The organism is Dactylosporangium sp. NPDC006015 (assembly GCF_040614215.1).
Classification (GTDB): Bacteria; Actinomycetota; Actinomycetes; order Mycobacteriales; family Micromonosporaceae; genus Dactylosporangium; species Dactylosporangium maewongense.
Window position 1 is genome coordinate 177055 of the sequence record NZ_JBEXUD010000002.1, and the last position, 15281, is coordinate 192335.

The window sequence follows — 15281 nt, forward strand, 5'->3', positions numbered from 1 at the left end:
CGGGCCGACCACGGTCGATCCGGCCGGCGCTCACAACGCCGCCGCGTCCACCGGCCTGGTGCCCATCGGCCTGACGGCCATCGACGTGGTGATCCAAGCACCGGACTGGCCGTCATGACGACCGGGGGTCCGCGTCGCGTGAGGTGATGTCCGTGGCCGAAGCCGGCGGGTTCACCGGCTGCGGATGATGACGTAGGCGACGTCGCCCTGGCGGTGGACCTGCCAGGTGGGTGAGCTGTAGAACTCGCAGGGGCGGATCGGTTTGACGCAGACCATGGCGTCGACGGTGGTGTTCGACGCGGCGGGCAGGTTCGGCTGGAGGGACTGCAGGGACACGATCTCGGTGCCGGGCAGCAGGATCCACCAGGGGTACTCCCAGGTGTTGTAACCCTGCACGAGGCCGACCCGGCGGGCTCCCGAGGCGCGGACCGCGGCGGCGGCCCACTCGTAGTCGCGCTGCCACTGCGGCTCGCGGATGAAGCGCTGCTCCATCTGGGAGGTGGTGAAGATCGAGCCGTGGCCGACGAGGCGGCGGGGCCAGCCGTAGGCGACCGCGAAACCGCCCGCCGCGACCCCGACCGCGAGCGCGCCGGTCGTCATCCAGGTCGCGACCCGGCGGCCGGTGACCCCCGCGAAGCGACCGCCGCCGGTGGGAGCTCCGGCACGACCGCCGGCGAGGCCGGTGAGGCTCGCGATCCAGAGGCCGGCGAGCGGCGCGCCGAGGACGATCAGGAAGACGATGAGCCGGTTGCCCCAGGGCTGCCACTTCACGGTGATGACGTAGGCGAGCAGCGCCAGCCAGAACACGCCGGCATACAGCCTGGTTCCCTTGCGGAAGGCCAGCAGCAGCGCGCCGAGCAGGATCAGCACGCCCTGCGCGGGCAGCGACACGCGGTCCTCGTCCGGCGGCCATGACATGTACGGGTATTTCTCGTTCCAGTACGTGATGTCCCGGGCCTGCGGGTCGACGCCGAGGACGCCGGCGATCCCGATGATGCCGGCGGCCAACGCGTCGTTGAGCGGGCCGATCGGGGTCTGGAGCGCGGTCTCCGCGATGCGCAGGCCGTTCACGAGGACCGAGGCCGGGTCGTGCCGCTGCATGGAGATCGACTCGCGCAGGTGCGCCGGGCCGAGCGGGTTGTCGTAGGTCTGCTGGACCCGTAGCAGGGACGGACCCGCGAGCAGCAGCATCAGCGCGCCCGTCGCCAGGGCCGCGACCAGGCCGCGCCACCACCGCAGGCGCAGCTGCGCGCCGACCCAGACGAGGAGCAGCAGCCCGGCGGCGAGCAGCCCGGTCGCCTTCGTCAGCAGGGTCAGCCCGGCGGCGGCGCCGATGAGCAGGGTGTCGAGCGCGCCGGAGCGGGCGCGCAGGCCGTCGAGGGTGAAGGTGGCGACGCAGGCGACCCACAGCGCGACCACCAGGTCGGTCTGGGTGCTGGTCGCCTCCAGCACGACCATCGGGGTGGTGCCGACGATGAGCGCGGTGATCAGCTGGGCGCGGGTGCCGCCGCCGAGCTGGCCGGCGATGCGGGACGCGGCGAGGACGACGCCGACGCCGGCGGCGAGTTGGACCAGGTTGTAGTAGCCGTCGCCGCCGGTGAGCAGGCGCAGGTGCAGCAGCAGGTACTCCGCGCCCGGCGCCATCGCGAGCTGCCGGTCGATGATCGTCGGGTAGAAGTCGACGTCGCCCCGCTGGACCCAGTGCTCGATCTTCGGCAGGTGGTAGGTCTGCGAGTCGTAGTTGTTGGGCGGTGCGACGAGCGCGACGACCAGGTCGAGCAGGAAGAGCCCGCAGAGCACGCCGACGATGAGCCGCTCGACCCGCGCGAGGCCGGCCCACCGGGCGCGGGCGGAGCGCCACGAAGTGGCGAATGCTGATATCTCCGGTTCAGCGGGCGCGGAGCGCCTGATGAACCGGAAGAAGCCGGCAGGCGTGGAGCGGCGGACGAACCAGAAGCAGCAGGCGGACAGCACCGCGAGGGCGAGCAGCCAGGCCACGATGACGGCGGGCCGGTGCAGGGCGTGGATCGATGACAGCGCCTCGACGGCGAGGCAAGCGGCGCCGCCGGTGATGACGGCGGCCCGCAGCAGCGCGAGCCGCACGCCGCCGCCGAGGCGCAGGCACAGGCACGCGACGGCCACGAATGTGAGCAGCGGCACCACGATCACCGGGCCAAGCTACCCGACGACCGCGGCGCCGCCGCAGGGTGAGAAACCTAGAGGCGTTCGACCGTCGCGCCGTGGCAGCGGGCCCGGGTGTCGAAGATGTAGCTCGCGTGCCGCTCGACCATGTCGTAGTCGAAGTCGTCGTGGTCGGTGAGCAGCACGACGGCGTCGGCGGCGGCCAGCTCGGCCGGGGTCAGGTCGACCAGCGTCACGCCGCTGACGTTGCCGGTGTCGCGCTGCGCCGCGTGCGGCTCGACGGCGTGCACCTCGGCGCCCTGCGCGACGAGCAGCTCGGCGACGGCGCGGGCCGGCGACTCGCGCAGGTCGCCGACGTTGCTCTTGTACGCGAGGCCCAGCAACAGGATCCGGCTGCCCCTGATCGGCTTGTACCGGTCGTTGAGGCCGGCGGCCAGGCGCTGCACGACGTAGCGGGGCATGCCCTCGTTGACGTCGTTGGCCAGCTCGATGAACCGGAAGCGCTGCCCGACCTCGCGCTTGACCTGCCACGACAGGTACGACGGGTCGATCGGCAGGCAGTGCCCGCCGACGCCGGGGCCGGGGTCGAACGCCATGAACCCGAACGGTTTGGTCGCGGCCGCGCCGATCGCCTCGCGGACGTCGACGCCGAGCTGGTTGGCGACGATGGCGAGCTCGTTGACCAGCGCGATGTTGATGTGGCGGAAGGTGTTCTCGAAGAGCTTCGTCAGCTCGGCCGTCCGCGGCGCGGAGACGGGCACCAGCCGCTGCACGAACCGCTGGTAGAAGCGCGTCGTGGCGGCCAGGGACGCCTCGTCGATGCCGGAGACGAGCTTCGGGGTGTTGTCCAGGTGCCAGGTGGGGTTGCCCGGGTCGATGCGTTCGGGGCTGTAGCCGAGGAAGAAGTCGTCGGGCGCGCTGAGGCCGGAGGCGTGCTCCAGCAGCGGCCGCAGGACGGTCTCGGTGGTGCCGGGGTAGGTGGTGGACTCGAGGATGACCGTGCAGCCGGGCCGCAGGTGCGGGGCGAGCTGCAGCGCGGCCTGCTCGATGTGGCTGATGTCGGGCACGCCGTCGGTGAGGGGGGTCGGCACGGTGATCGCGCACGTGTCGAAGCCGGCGGCGTCCGCGTAGTCCTCGGTCGGGTGGTACCGGCCGGTCTCCAGTGCCCACGTGAGCAGGTCGTCCGGGACGTCCTCGACGAAGGAGATGCCGGCACCGAGGGACTTGACCCGGTCGGTGTCGACGTCGAGCCCGACGACGTCGTCGCCCGCCTCGACCGCTCGGATGGCGAGCGGAAGGCCGACGTAGCCCTGCCCGATGATGACTGTTTTGCCCATGATCATCCTAAGGGTGGGAACACTCGACCCGCCGGCCGAAACGAGGCCGACGGGTCGAACGCAGATGCGAGTTGGTGGTGTTGGTTGGTGTCGGTGTCAGGAGGCGCGCCGGCGGCGCATGACGAAGCCGCTGCCGGCCAGTGCGGTGAGGCCGAGCAGGCCCGCCAGCAGGTCGGCGCCCGGGGCGCCGCGGTGCTGCGTGTCGCCGGCGGCGAGGTCGGTGGACTCGGTGGCCGCGCCGGTTGACGAGGCCGTCGAGGACGAGTCGGTCAGGCTGGTCTCGTTGGCCGACAGCCGGAACGGGCTCCAGCCGCCGAAGAACGGGCCGAAGAAGCCGGCCGGCCGGTCGCCGCCGTCCCACTTGTCGCCCCCGCCGTCGTGGCGCACGCCGTTGCCGAGCGGCGTGCCGGCGAAGAAGTCGTCGCCACCGAAGCTGTAGTTGCCGCGCCAGGCGAGCACCCGCACGGTGACGGTCGCCGTCTGCTTGGACTTCTTGCCGGTGACCTTGATGGTGGCGTAGCCCGGCGAGGTGAGCCGGACGTTCGCCTCGAACCTGCCGTCGTCGTCCGTGCGGCGGTCGCCGCTCACCCTGGCGGGGAACGGGCCGTCGAAGCCGCCGGAGTGCCGGGTGACGCGGTACTGGACGCGGATCGAGATCGGCTCTCCGGGAAGGAACCGCTTCCCCGCGATGCAGACCACGCCACCGGTGCTCACAGAGGCCGAGCTCACCCTGAGGACCGGCTCGGGAGCCGGATAGGCAGCAGCGGCCGCTGCTCCACCGCCGGGTTCGGCGTGGGCGGCGGTCGGTGCTCCCAGCACTGCCGCCGCGACGATTGCCCCCGCGAGGGCGGTCAGTGCGGATCTTGTTCGGGGTCGCATGAATTTCACCGTAGACTTCACATCACCCCGATATGGGCATTTTTCATCATTTGCCGCATCTCGGCGCGGATTGCAACCGAAGCGTCCACGGGGCGATGCCCGGGGTCGTGACGAGCCGCGGCGTGAACGCGGCCGACGGCGAGGGGAGCGGGCCCGTGATGAGGTTCAGCGCGAGCGTGCTGCTCTGCCCGGGCTTCAGGTCGACGGTGAAGACCGCCACGGTCCGGCCCAGCTCGAAGCCGCTGCCGTAGTCGACGGGCGCGCCGTCCTGCGTGGCGTCCACGGGCGCGCCGCCGGTCGGCATGTACACCATGACGTTGGTCCGGACCGTGTAGTCGCCGGCCAGCCCCAGCCCGAGCACGCTGCGCGGCAGCCCGCTCGCCGGCGCCGTCGAGCCGAGCTTCACGGTGAGCCGCAGGTGCCGCGAGCCGTCCTCCAGGCACTCCCCGGCGCTCAGCTCCGCCTCGCGGGTCAGGTAGTAGCCGAGCTTCGCGCCGGTGCCGTCGTTGAGGAACACGCCGACCGTCGGCCGGGCGCCGTCGTCGGCGGGCAGCGTGCCGGCGAAGACGGTCGCGGCGATCTCGGCCTGCTCCTCGGGGTGCGCGCTCCACGCGAGGAGCCGCCGCTCGTCCGCGGCCTTCCGCAGGGCCGGCACCAGCTTCGAGGTGTCCGTCAGCGCGCCCGTCAGCTTGTCGAAGACCGCCTTGGCGGCGTCGGCGAAGAAGGCGTCCTGCGACTTCTGGTCGGCGATCGTCAGGTACACCTCCGACAGCAGCCGCCGGACCGCCGTCGGCGCGGTGAGCGGGGGGCCGCCGGCCACGTCGACCGGTCCCGTCGCCTGCAGCAGGTAGGCGAGCGCGACCGGGTCCGTCGCGAGGACACCGTCGACCGTCTGGCCGGAGCGCAGCCGGTACATCTCGCGGTAGAGGGCCGCCGCGGTCGGGAAGTCCGGGGTGAGGTTCACGTCGGCGGGGAACCGGCCGAGCCGGTCGGTGTGCAGGTCCTCCTGGTCGGCGTCCAGCGGCAGGACGGGCGCGGCGAACTCGCGGATGTCGGTGGCGGCGGCGCCCTGCCGCTCGATGGTGATCGCGCCCTTGTCGACCCGCAGCACCACGAACGCGCCCGGCATCCCGCCGGTGGCCCGCACCTCGGCGAGGTTCTGGAAGAGCACCAGGTAGGTCCGGGGCGCGGTGGCGCCGAGCATCGCGGGCAGCAGCTTCGCGGCGCGGGCGGCCGGCGCGAGCAGCGGCGCGACCCGGCGCAGCGCGTCGTCGAGGCGCTGCACGGCGGCGCGGACCCGCCCGTCCAGCCCGCCACGGTCGAGCGCGGCCAGCCGGGCCTGCGCGGCCCGTACCAGCGAATCCGCCGCCGCGAGCCGGGGCGCCGCACCGGTCACCGCCGCGAGGCCGTCCCGGCCGGCGAGCGTCGACTGCAGCCCGCCCGCGACGTCCAGCATCGGCGGGAGCACGCGGGTGGCGAGGTCGTCGACGATCCGGGCGACGGCCGCGACCGCCGTCAGGTCGTCGCCGGCCATCGGCGCCGACCGGCCCATGCCCCACGTCAGACCGGAGGTGTCGGACCGGGCCTCCGCCGTCTGCCGGCGCAGGTCGGCGGTGGTGCGCCGGGCGGCGGCGAGGTCACCGGCGCGCAGCGCGGTCTCCAGCGAGCCGACCAGGGTGGCGGCGCGCCGCAGGTGCCCGGCGGCGGACTCGGCGACGACCATCAGCCGCACCCCGGCGCCGGCGAGGAGCAGCAGCACGACGGCGACGGCGAGCACCACCTTGCGCCGCCGGGTCCGCAGCAGCGAACGCAGGTGGGCAGAAGCACCGGTGATCTCAGTCGAGCTGCCGTGCACCGCCGACGACCTCCTTGACCTTCTCTGGCTGGGTGATGACGCGCAGCGCGCGGTAGAAGTCGGCGCGGCGCCGGCCGAGGGTGTCGGCGGCGTAGTTGCGCGCCCGGGCGAGGTTGCGCACCGACGCGGCGGCGAGCGCCTCCGGGTCGGCGACCAGCGCGGTGATCGCGTAGGCGAGGGCGACGGGGTCGTCGGGCGGCACCAGGTGCGTGCGGTCGAGCAGCTCGGGGGTGCCGCCGACGGTGGTGCCGACGGCGGGCAGCGCCCTGGCCATCGCCTCGATCAGCGCCCGGGGCAGGCCCTCGGTGCGCGACGGCAGCACGAAGAGGTCGGCGTCGTCGAGGAACAGCCGCACCGCCGCGCCGGGCGGGACCGCGCCGGCGAACGCGACCCGCCCGCCGAGGCGCCGCTCCCGCACGAGCCGCTCCAGGTCGCGGCGGCAGCGGCCGTCGCCGAGGTGCACCAGGTGCGCCTCCAGGCCGGCCTTCACCAGCAGCGGCAGCGCCTCGATGAGGGTGTCGATCCCCTTGTACGGCTGCTCGAGCGAGCCGACGGAGACCAGCCGGACCGCGACCTTGGGCGAGCCCTCCACCCGGGGCCTGTCGACGAACGCGGCCTCGTCGAGCTGGATGCTGGAGTACGCGGCGGTCACCGCACCGGGCGCGGCCGGGTAGCGCGACTGCAGCGCCCGCTCGGTGACGTAGGCGACGGCGACGGCGCTGCGGCACTGCGCCCGCAGCCGGGCGGTGAACCAGGCGCGCAGCAGCGGGCGCAGCGGGTGGCGGATCGTCCCGGGCGCGAACACGTCGTAGGGGTCGCCGACGACCTCCAGACCAAAAGGCCGGGCCCCTCGGCGCAGCGCCCGGTGCAACAGGGTCCCGATCGCGGACGGCACCCGCAGCAGGACGGCGTCGCCGGGCTCGACGGCGGCGCGGACGGCGGCCCGCACCGCGCGCAGCCGCCGCAGGTACTGCAGCGGGCCGACGTAGTAGGGCACCGCGTGCACGGTGACGTGGTCGCCGTCGACGCGCTCGGCGTCCGGCTGCCGGCCGCCGCGCTCGGCGACCCGGGCCACGATCCGGACCTCGTCGAAGACGGCGAGGTAGCGCTGCCAGAAGTCGTACGCGGCACCGGTCGTGCTCCACACCCGCCCGTCGGGGGTGCGGGCGTACCGCTGCTCACAGCTCACGACGAGACGCATGCGGGCACCGCCTCCGGTTCCTCACTGGTCGGTTCTTCCACCCGGACCGAGACCAGGCGGAGCGCGCCGTAGAACAGCAGCCCGTACACGCAGGTCTTGAGCAGGCTGCCGCTCTCGCCGCGGAAGCCGTACATCCATGCGACGGTGAAGAGCACGCTGGCGTACGCGTAGACCGGCGCCCGGTCGAGCCGGTTGATCAGCAGCCGGTGCACGGCGGTGAGCCCGGCGAACAGCGCCGGGATCCCCCACAGCCCGAAGTTGAGGTACGCCTCGCCGGTGAGGGAGAAGCCGTACCCGGAGGCGCTGCCGGGCGCGTACCGGTCGACGAGCCACTGCGACAGCGCCGGCTGCGCGTGCCCGGGCAGCAGGTTGACGAGCGCGTGCAGGTAGGTGGCGCCGCGCGCGAACGGCTCGACCGACGGCACGTGCGTCATCACCCACGTGTCGACGAAGAGCACCGAGCCCTGGTTGAGCACCTGGCTGGTGTCGGCGGGGCCGTCGCCGCGGAGGCTGAAGATCATGGTCGCGCCGACCAGCAGCAGCGCGCCGTAGCCGATCGGCCGGGCGAACGAGCCGCCGCGGGTCAGCTCGCGGTGCAGGATCAGGCTGAAGATCACGAAGACGAAGTCGCGCTCGCCGGTGCTGAGGCAGTAGACGACGTAGACGGCGAAGTTCAGCCGGTACGTGAAGCGCCCGGCGCCGCTGCCGCCGGCCATGTAGTACAGCGCGCAGGCGAACATCTCGAACAGCAGGTAGTCGTAGTGGCCGGGCCCGGCGACGTCGATGCGGTCGAGCTTGGTGCCGGCGAGGAAGCTGGTGCCGCCGAGCACGAGGACGGTCGTCGCGTAGAGCGTGAGCAGGGCGAGGACGACGGGCAGCAGCGGGAAACGGTGGGTGGTCGCGGGCGCGGCGATGTCGTGGCGCTGGCGCACCAGCAGGCCTGCGGCCAGGACCCCGGCGAACGCGAGCAGCAGGCCCAGCGCCGCCCGGCCGATCAGGGCGGTGTTGGTGCCGAAGTAGATCGCCCCGCCGAGCAGGTAGCTGACGACGGGCCCGAAGCCGAAGAGGAAGAAGTACGCGGCGACGTAGGCGAGGACGTCGCGGACCCCGCCGACGAGCAGCAGCACCGGGATCACCAGCCCGGCGAGCAGCACCGCGTACCAGGGATCAAAGGTCACGCCGCAGCAGCTCCCACTTGAGGCCGGCGTGGACGGCGGCGGCCGCGACGGTCGCCCAGGCCGCGCCGGCGATTCCGTAGCGGGGCACGAGCACGAGCGCGGCGAGGACCGTGGCGGCGAGGACGGCGGCGTTCACGGCGAGCTGGCCGGTGAAGCGGCGCACCGCGGACAGGGCCGCGTCGAGCACGAAGCAGCTCGCGGCGACGGCGGTGGCGATGGTGAGGACGGTGAGGGTGCCGGCCTCGTCGGCGTACTCCTCGCCGTAGACGGCGCGCAGCACCTTCGCGCCGAAGAGCTCCGCGGCCCAGACGGCGACGACCCCGGCGACGGTGATGCCGATGAGCGACTGCCGCACGAGCGCGGCGAACCGCTCCCGGGCGCCGGCGGCGCGCAGCTCGACGAGGCGCGGCAGGAGCGTCTGCGCGACGGCGGAGACGAGCAGGTTGCCGGTGAGGACGAGGTAGCCGGCGGCGGCGAACGCGCCGAGGGCGGCCGCGCCGAGGCGGTCCTGCAGCGCGTACCGGGGGACGTTGGCGGTCAGGGAGGTGATCCCGGAGGCGAGGCCGAGCGGCAGCGCCGTCCACACGAGCGCCCCCGGCCCGGGCGGGCTGAACCGGTGCGTGTGCCGCTTCGGCGGGTCGGCCTTCAGGCTCGCCTTGGCGGTGGCGTCCAGCAGCCGGGAGGCGAGCGGCGCGCAGAAGCCGAGCCAGGCGATCAGCGAGCCCATCGCGGAGCCGGCGGCGGCCCAGGCGACGCTGCCGGTCGCGGCGAGCAGGACGCCGGTGAGGGCGATGGTGAGCGCGCCGTTGGCGAGCTGCGCGACGGCGATGCCCCGCTGGTCGTGGTGGCGCTGCAGCAGGCCGAGGTAGATGTCGCCGACGCCGTCGAACGCCTTGGCCAGGCCGACGAGGACGACGACCGCCGGCGGCAGGTCGAAGGCCCACACGGCGACGCCGATCGCGGCCGTCGCGGCGGCCATCCCGGCGAGCCGGACCCGCAGGTACCGGCGGAACGGGTGCTCGTGGAAGGTGTCGGTGACCAGGACGGTGCGCAGCGACAGGTTCGCCAGCAGCACCACCGGGGCGCCGACGGCGAGGCCGAGGGCGTAATCGCCGACCATGGACTCGGTGCCGAGCCGGGCGACGACGACCAGGACCAGCCACTGGCACAGGGCGTAGCCGGCGTTGCCGACCACCCCCCAGCCGACGTTGCCGGCGAAGGACGGCCGGCGCTTCGACGGGGCGGCATGGCGGACGGGCGTCTTCGGTGACCGCAGCTGTGTCATCTTCGGACGACCCGTTCCAGCACGTCGGCGACGGCCGCGGCGGCCGGCCCCTCGGCGAACCGGTCGACCACCAGCTCCCGGCTCAGCGCCCCGCGGTGGCGCAGGGTGCCGGCGAGGAACTCCGCGTGCGCCTCGTGCAGCGCGGCGACGAGCGCGTCGACGTCGTCGCGGGGCACCAGCCAGCCGGACGAGGGGTCGACGGTCTCCGGCAGGGCGCCGGCGTCGGACACGATGCTCGGCACGCCCATCGCGCCGGCCTCGCGGGCGGCGCCGTGGTTCTCCGACAGCGACGGGCTGACGCTGACGTCGGCGGCGGCGTAGCAGTCGCGGACGTCGAGCGTGGACTCGTGCCAGTCGACGCCGCCGCGGCCCCGCTCCCCGGTGACGCCGAACCGGCGCATGAGCTGCTGCCGGTAGGCCTCGCCGGCGGCGTCGAACCCGCCGCCGAGCAGGATCAGCCTGGCGTCGGGGACGTCGCGGCGGAAGCGCCGCCACGCGGTGAGCAGGATGTCGTGGCCCTTGATGCCGCGGCCGCGGTGGGTGAGCCACTTCGGCGGGTACACGTAGGCGACCATGCATGCGGTGAACGTCGTGTCGGCGAGGCCGAACGCGTCCCGGCACGCGGCCCGGTAGGCGGCCGACGGCGGCGAGAAGTGCTCGACGTCGGTGCCGTAGTGGACCGGCACGACCCGCGAGTCCGGCATGCCGATGGCGCGGTAGAGGGTCGCGGTGTGCCGGCTGCCGCTGATGACGACCTCGTCGCGGCGGCACAGGACCCGCTCGACGGTGCGGATCAGCGGCGACTCGAGGAACAGCGGGCCGGGCACCATGTGCACGCGCCGTGCGGGCAGGCCGACGCTGGCGATCCGGGCGGCGAGCGCGGACGCGTACAGGTGGTAGTGCAGCACGTCCGGGGCGAGCGCGCGGAGCTGGCCGCGCAGCCGCAGCAGACCGGCGGCGGTGGCCGGGGTGGGGCGGAACCGGAAGTCGAACCCGGACTGCACGACGTCGATCCCCCGGTCGTGCAGCGCCTTGCGCAGCTGCCCCTCGCTGCCGGGCGGCAGCACGGCGACGACCTCGTGGCCGCGCCGGCGCAGCTCGTCGAGCTGCGGCACGGTCCACCGGCCGCCGTCGTCCGTCTTGATGATCATCGCGACCTTCACCGCGCCGGAACCCCCTTCACGGTCGCCTTCGGCTCGACGTCGCGGGTGACGCACGCGCCCGCGCCGACGGTGGCGCCCTCGCCGACCCGCAGGCCCTGCAGCACGCAGGCGGTCGTGCCGATCAGCACCTCGGACCCGATCCGGCAGTCGCCGGAGATCGCGGCCAGGGGGTTGACCTGGACGAAGTCGGCGAGCTCGGTGTCGTGGCCGACGGTGCAGTTCTGGTTGAGGTGCACGTGCCGGCCGATGCGCACGTCGGTGGTGACGCGGGCGCCGGCGAACGCGACGAACCCCTCGCCGAGGCACGCGTCCGGCCCGATCGTCGCGGCCGGGTGGATCAGGGTGGCCGCGGCGAGGCCGTGCGGCCGCAGCTGCTCGTCGAGGCGGGCCCGGATCCGCGGGTCGCCGATGCCGATCACGTAGCCGATCGAGGGGCGCTCCTCGCCGAGGCGGGTGCTGGGGCCGAGGAACGGCACGCCGAGCGCGGTCACCCGGTCGAGGTTGCGCTGGGTGGGGCTGTCGTCGACGAACCCGCGCACGGGCATGCCGGCGGCCCGGGCGATGGTCAGGATCTCCCGGCCGTGGCCGCCGATGCCGACGATGACGAGACCGTTCCTCACGCCTGCCGCCCTTCCGGCACGGCGCGCAGCTCGTGGTTGGTCGCGGAGCCGGCCGCGGTGACGCCGTCGCGGCGCACGACGGTGCGGACCGTCGCGGCCAGGATCCGCAGGTCCATCCGCAGCGACCGGGCCCGCACGTAGTGCAGGTCGTGGGCGAACTTCTGCTCCCACGTGAGGTTGTTGCGGCCGAGGACCTGGGCCAGGCCGGTGATGCCGGGCCGCACGTCGTGCCGGTGCGCCTCCTGTTCGGTGTACCGGCCGAGGTACGCCACCGGCAGCGGGCGCGGGCCGACGAGGCTCATGTCGCCGCGCAGGACGTTCCACAGCGCGGGCAGCTCGTCGAGGCTGGTGGCGCGCAGGAAGCGGCCGGCGGCGGTGAGCCGCTCCGCGTCGCTGCCCGGGTCGAAGCCGCGCGGGGACGGGCGCATCGTGCGGAACTTGACGAACGTGAACGGCCGCCCGTGCAGGCCGGTCCGCTCCTGCCGGAACAGCACCGGCGACCCCATCGTGCAGCGGACGAAGACGGCGGTGGCGGCGATGACGGGGGCGAGGACGACCGTGGCGGCGGCGGCGCCGGCGAGGTCCAGGGCGCGGTTCACAGGAACTCGTCGATCGCGTCGAAGACGCGCCGCTGGGCGGCGTCGCCGAGCTGCGAGCCGCTGGGCAGCGCCAGGCCGGTCGCGAAGAGGTGGTCGGCGGCGCCGGTCAGCCAGCTGCGGGCCTGGCGGTACACCGGCTGCCGGTGCATCGGCTTCCACACCGGCCGCGTCTCGATGTCGTGCCGGGCGAGATGCTCACCGAGCGCCTCGGCGGACCAGCCGGACTCGCGCTCCTCGACCGCGACGACGGTCAGCCAGCAGTTGGATCCGTGTTCGCCGTCGCCGACGATCCGCACGCCGGGCACGCCGGCGAAGGTCTTGGCGTAGCGCTCCCGCAGCTGCCGCCGCCGCGCGAGCATCCCGTCGAGGCGGGACAGCTGCGCGCGGCCGACCGCGGCGAGCAGGTTGCTGAGCCGGTAGTTGTACCCGACGTCGGCGTGCTCGTAGTGCGGCACCGGCTGCCGGGCCTGGGTGGCCAGGTAGCGGCAGCGCTCGGCGAGCGCCGCGTCGTCGGTGACGAGCATCCCGCCGCCGGACGTCGTGATGATCTTGTTGCCGTTGAACGACAGCGCCGCGGCCCGCCCGAAGGACCCCGCTGGCCGGCCGTCCCGGGTCGCGCCGAGCGCTTCGGCCGCGTCCTCCAGCAGCGGTACGTCCACTTTCAGGAGTGACTCGTGGTCGGCGCAGGTGCCGAAGAGGTCCACCGGGACGACCGCGGCGACGCGCCTGCCCTCGCGGCGCAGGTCGGCGACGGCCCGCTCGGCGAGGGCGGCGTCGATGTTGCCGGTGTCGGGCTCACTGTCGACGAAGACGGGCTCGGCGCCGGTGTAGACGACGGCGTTGGCGGTGGCCGCGAAGGTCAGCGTCGGCACGATCACCGTGTCGCCCGGGCCGACGCCCATCGCGAGCAGCGCCAGGTGCAGCGCGGCGGTGCCGGAGCTGACGCCGACGGCGTGCGCGGTGCCGCACCGCTGGGCGACCTCGGCCTCGAACGCGTCGAGATCCGGCCCGACGGGCGCGACCCAACCGGAGCGTAAGGCGTTGACGAGGTAGCGCTCCTCGGTGCCCGAGATGTCGGGCGCGGACAGGAAGATGCGTGAGTTCATCGGGGGCTTTCCATGCTGTTCGTCTGCCGGGCCAACCTGTGCCGCTCGGCCATGGCCGAGCGGCTGGCCCGGGCCGGTGGCCTGGACGCCGCGAGCGCCGGCACGCACGCGATGCCTGGTCTGGACATGCCGCCTGAGGCGAAGGCGGTGCTGCTGGAGCGGGGCGCGGACCCCGCGGGCTTCGCCAGCCGGCGCGTCGACGCCGCGCTGCTGGCCGGCGCCGACCTGGTGCTGACCGCGACGCGGGCGGAGCGGGCGCACTGCGTGACGCTCGCCCCGGCGACGGCGGCGCGGACGTTCACGCTGCGCCAGTTCGGCCGGTACCTGGCGGCGCTGCCGCCGGAGCCGACGACGCTGCGCGACATCGCACGGGTGCGGGGGCGGCTGCGGGCGGGCTCACCGCTCGACGACGACCTGACCGACCCGTTCGGCGGCCCGGTCGAGGGGTTCCGCGTCTGCGCCGGGACGATCGCGGACATCATCGCCCTCCTGGCCGGCCGGCCGCGTCGAGATCCCGGGTGACCGGCGCCGGCTTGCCGGCGGCGGCCTTCAGCAGCGGCACGCCGGCCCGGGTGCCGTAGTAGGCGTAGGAGTAGGCGTCGTCGCCGCCGGACTTCGCGCCGTTGAGCACGCAGCCGAAGAGCCGGGCGGAGACCGCGTCGATGGCGAGGACCGCGGAGCGCACCTGGGTGACGGTGGTCTTGCCGGCCCGGGTGACCAGCACGGCGCCGTCGGCGCGGCTGGCCACGACCGCGGCGTCGGTGACGACGAGCAGCGGCGAGGTGTCGACGACGACGTAGTCGAAGTCCTCGCCGGCGGTGGCGAGCAGCCGGGCCATCTGCTGCGAGCCGAGCAGCTCGCTCGGGTTGGGCGGGATCGAGCCGCTGGCGAGCACCCACAGGTCGCGGTCGCCCCACGGCTGCGCGGCGGTGTCCAGGTCGACCTGGCCGACGAGCACGTTGGTGAGGCCGACGGCGCCCTCCAGGTCGAGGTACTCGGCCAGCTTCGGCCGCCGCACGTCGGCGTCGATCAGCAGGACGCGGTGCCCGTTCTCGGCGAGGACGATCGCGAGGTTGCAGGCGATCGTCGACTTGCCCTCGTCGGGCAGCGCGCTGGTCACGACGATGCAGCGGGCCCGCCGGTCGGGGTCGACGAACTGCAGGTTGGTGCGCAGGTGACGCATCGCCTCGCCGCGCGGCGACCAGGTGGCGTCCTCCAGCAGGAGCGGCTCCTGGCGGGCCCGCGGGTCCAGCGGCACGGTGGCGAGCACGGCCTTGCCGCCGGCCTGCCGCAGCGCGGTCGCGGAGCGGACGCTGCTGTCCAGGATCTCCCGCAGGACGGCGCCGGCGGCGCCGACGAGCAACCCCATCAGCAGCGCGACGGCGAAGTTGCGGGCGGGCTGCGGCGAGACGGGGTCGGTGCCGACGCGGGGGCCGGTCACCACGTCGACGCGGACGGTCGGACTGTCGCCGCCCGGCGGGGTCTCCAGGACCGCGACGAGGGCGGCGAACTGCGTCGCGACGGACTCGGCGATGCGCAGGGCGCGGTCGCTGCGGGTGTCCAGCACGGTGATGTCCAGCAGCACGGTGTCGGGCACGGTGCGCGCGCTGATGCGTGCCTTGACCCCGTCGGCGTCCAGGCCGACGCCCGGGTCCGTGGCGACGGCGCGGGCGAGGCGGTCGCTGGTGACGAGGTTGACGTAGGACCGGGCGCGCTGCTGCGAGAACAGGCCGCCCTGGTAGGCGTCGGTCACGCCGCTGCTCGGGGTGCTGACGAAGAACGTCACCGAGGCGGCATACGTCGGCGCGGTGCGCGCGGTGATCACGACCGCGGCGACCAGGGCCAGGCAGGCGGTCGTGGCCACCAGCCACCAGCGTTTCCGGACCGCGCTGACATAGTCGCGCAGCTCCATACGC

The 15281-nt window shown here is 74.1% G+C and carries 13 protein-coding genes; 1 reads left to right on the forward strand and 12 read right to left on the reverse strand.

Annotated features, from left to right (window positions below):
• Positions 1-171 precede the first annotated feature (171 nt).
• The 11 genes from ABZ321_RS03900 to ABZ321_RS03950 all read right to left on the reverse strand — a co-directional run bounded on the left by ABZ321_RS03900 (position 172) and on the right by ABZ321_RS03950 (position 13365).
• Positions 172-2169 carry a hypothetical protein gene (locus ABZ321_RS03900; protein ID WP_354889167.1) on the reverse strand — a complete coding sequence of 666 codons (1998 nt, stop codon included), beginning with the start codon at positions 2167-2169 and terminating at the stop codon, positions 172-174.
• 47 nt (positions 2170-2216) lie between these two features.
• Entirely contained in the window at positions 2217-3479 is a 1263-nt protein-coding gene (locus tag ABZ321_RS03905; RefSeq protein WP_354889169.1) for a nucleotide sugar dehydrogenase, read from the reverse strand.
• Between the two features lie 96 nt (positions 3480-3575).
• Positions 3576-4193: a hypothetical protein gene (locus ABZ321_RS03910; RefSeq protein ID WP_344515200.1), complete on the reverse strand. Its 618-nt coding sequence runs from the start codon at positions 4191-4193 to the stop codon at positions 3576-3578.
• 211 nt (positions 4194-4404) lie between these two features.
• Positions 4405-6213: a DUF4012 domain-containing protein gene (locus tag ABZ321_RS03915; RefSeq protein WP_354889171.1), complete on the reverse strand. Its 1809-nt coding sequence runs from the start codon at positions 6211-6213 to the stop codon at positions 4405-4407.
• Positions 6194-7414, reverse strand: coding sequence for a glycosyltransferase family 4 protein (locus ABZ321_RS03920; RefSeq protein WP_344515204.1), 1221 nt, complete (start codon positions 7412-7414; stop codon positions 6194-6196). The genes ABZ321_RS03915 and ABZ321_RS03920 overlap by 20 nt, the downstream gene beginning before the upstream one ends.
• Positions 7399-8592, reverse strand: coding sequence for a hypothetical protein (locus ABZ321_RS03925; RefSeq protein WP_354889173.1), 1194 nt, complete (start codon positions 8590-8592; stop codon positions 7399-7401). The genes ABZ321_RS03920 and ABZ321_RS03925 overlap by 16 nt, the downstream gene beginning before the upstream one ends.
• Complete coding sequence (locus tag ABZ321_RS03930; protein WP_354889175.1) at positions 8582-9877, reverse strand: oligosaccharide flippase family protein; 1296 nt, start codon at positions 9875-9877, stop codon at positions 8582-8584. Before ABZ321_RS03930 ends, ABZ321_RS03925 begins: the two co-directional genes overlap by 11 nt.
• The gene (locus tag ABZ321_RS03935) at positions 9874-11028 is read right to left on the reverse strand and encodes a glycosyltransferase (protein ID WP_344515210.1); all 1155 of its coding nucleotides are present in this window, start codon (positions 11026-11028) and stop codon (positions 9874-9876) included. Before ABZ321_RS03935 ends, ABZ321_RS03930 begins: the two co-directional genes overlap by 4 nt.
• 8 nt (positions 11029-11036) lie before the next feature.
• Positions 11037-11660 carry an acetyltransferase gene (locus ABZ321_RS03940; protein WP_354889177.1) on the reverse strand — a complete coding sequence of 208 codons (624 nt, stop codon included), beginning with the start codon at positions 11658-11660 and terminating at the stop codon, positions 11037-11039.
• Complete coding sequence (locus ABZ321_RS03945; protein ID WP_344515214.1) at positions 11657-12259, reverse strand: sugar transferase; 603 nt, start codon at positions 12257-12259, stop codon at positions 11657-11659. Before ABZ321_RS03945 ends, ABZ321_RS03940 begins: the two co-directional genes overlap by 4 nt.
• Entirely contained in the window at positions 12256-13365 is a 1110-nt protein-coding gene (locus ABZ321_RS03950; RefSeq protein WP_354889179.1) for an aminotransferase class I/II-fold pyridoxal phosphate-dependent enzyme, read from the reverse strand. Before ABZ321_RS03950 ends, ABZ321_RS03945 begins: the two co-directional genes overlap by 4 nt.
• 12 nt (positions 13366-13377) lie before the next feature.
• Between ABZ321_RS03950 and ABZ321_RS03955 the strand changes: the two genes are divergently transcribed.
• On the forward strand, positions 13378-13887 hold the full coding sequence (locus ABZ321_RS03955) for a low molecular weight phosphatase family protein (protein WP_344515218.1): 510 nt from the start codon (positions 13378-13380) through the stop codon (positions 13885-13887).
• Here ABZ321_RS03955 and ABZ321_RS03960 read toward each other — a convergent pair.
• Complete coding sequence (locus ABZ321_RS03960; protein ID WP_354889181.1) at positions 13844-15277, reverse strand: polysaccharide biosynthesis tyrosine autokinase; 1434 nt, start codon at positions 15275-15277, stop codon at positions 13844-13846. The two genes, ABZ321_RS03955 and ABZ321_RS03960, sit on opposite strands and share 44 nt — an antisense overlap.
• Between the last annotated feature and the right edge of the window lie 4 nt (positions 15278-15281).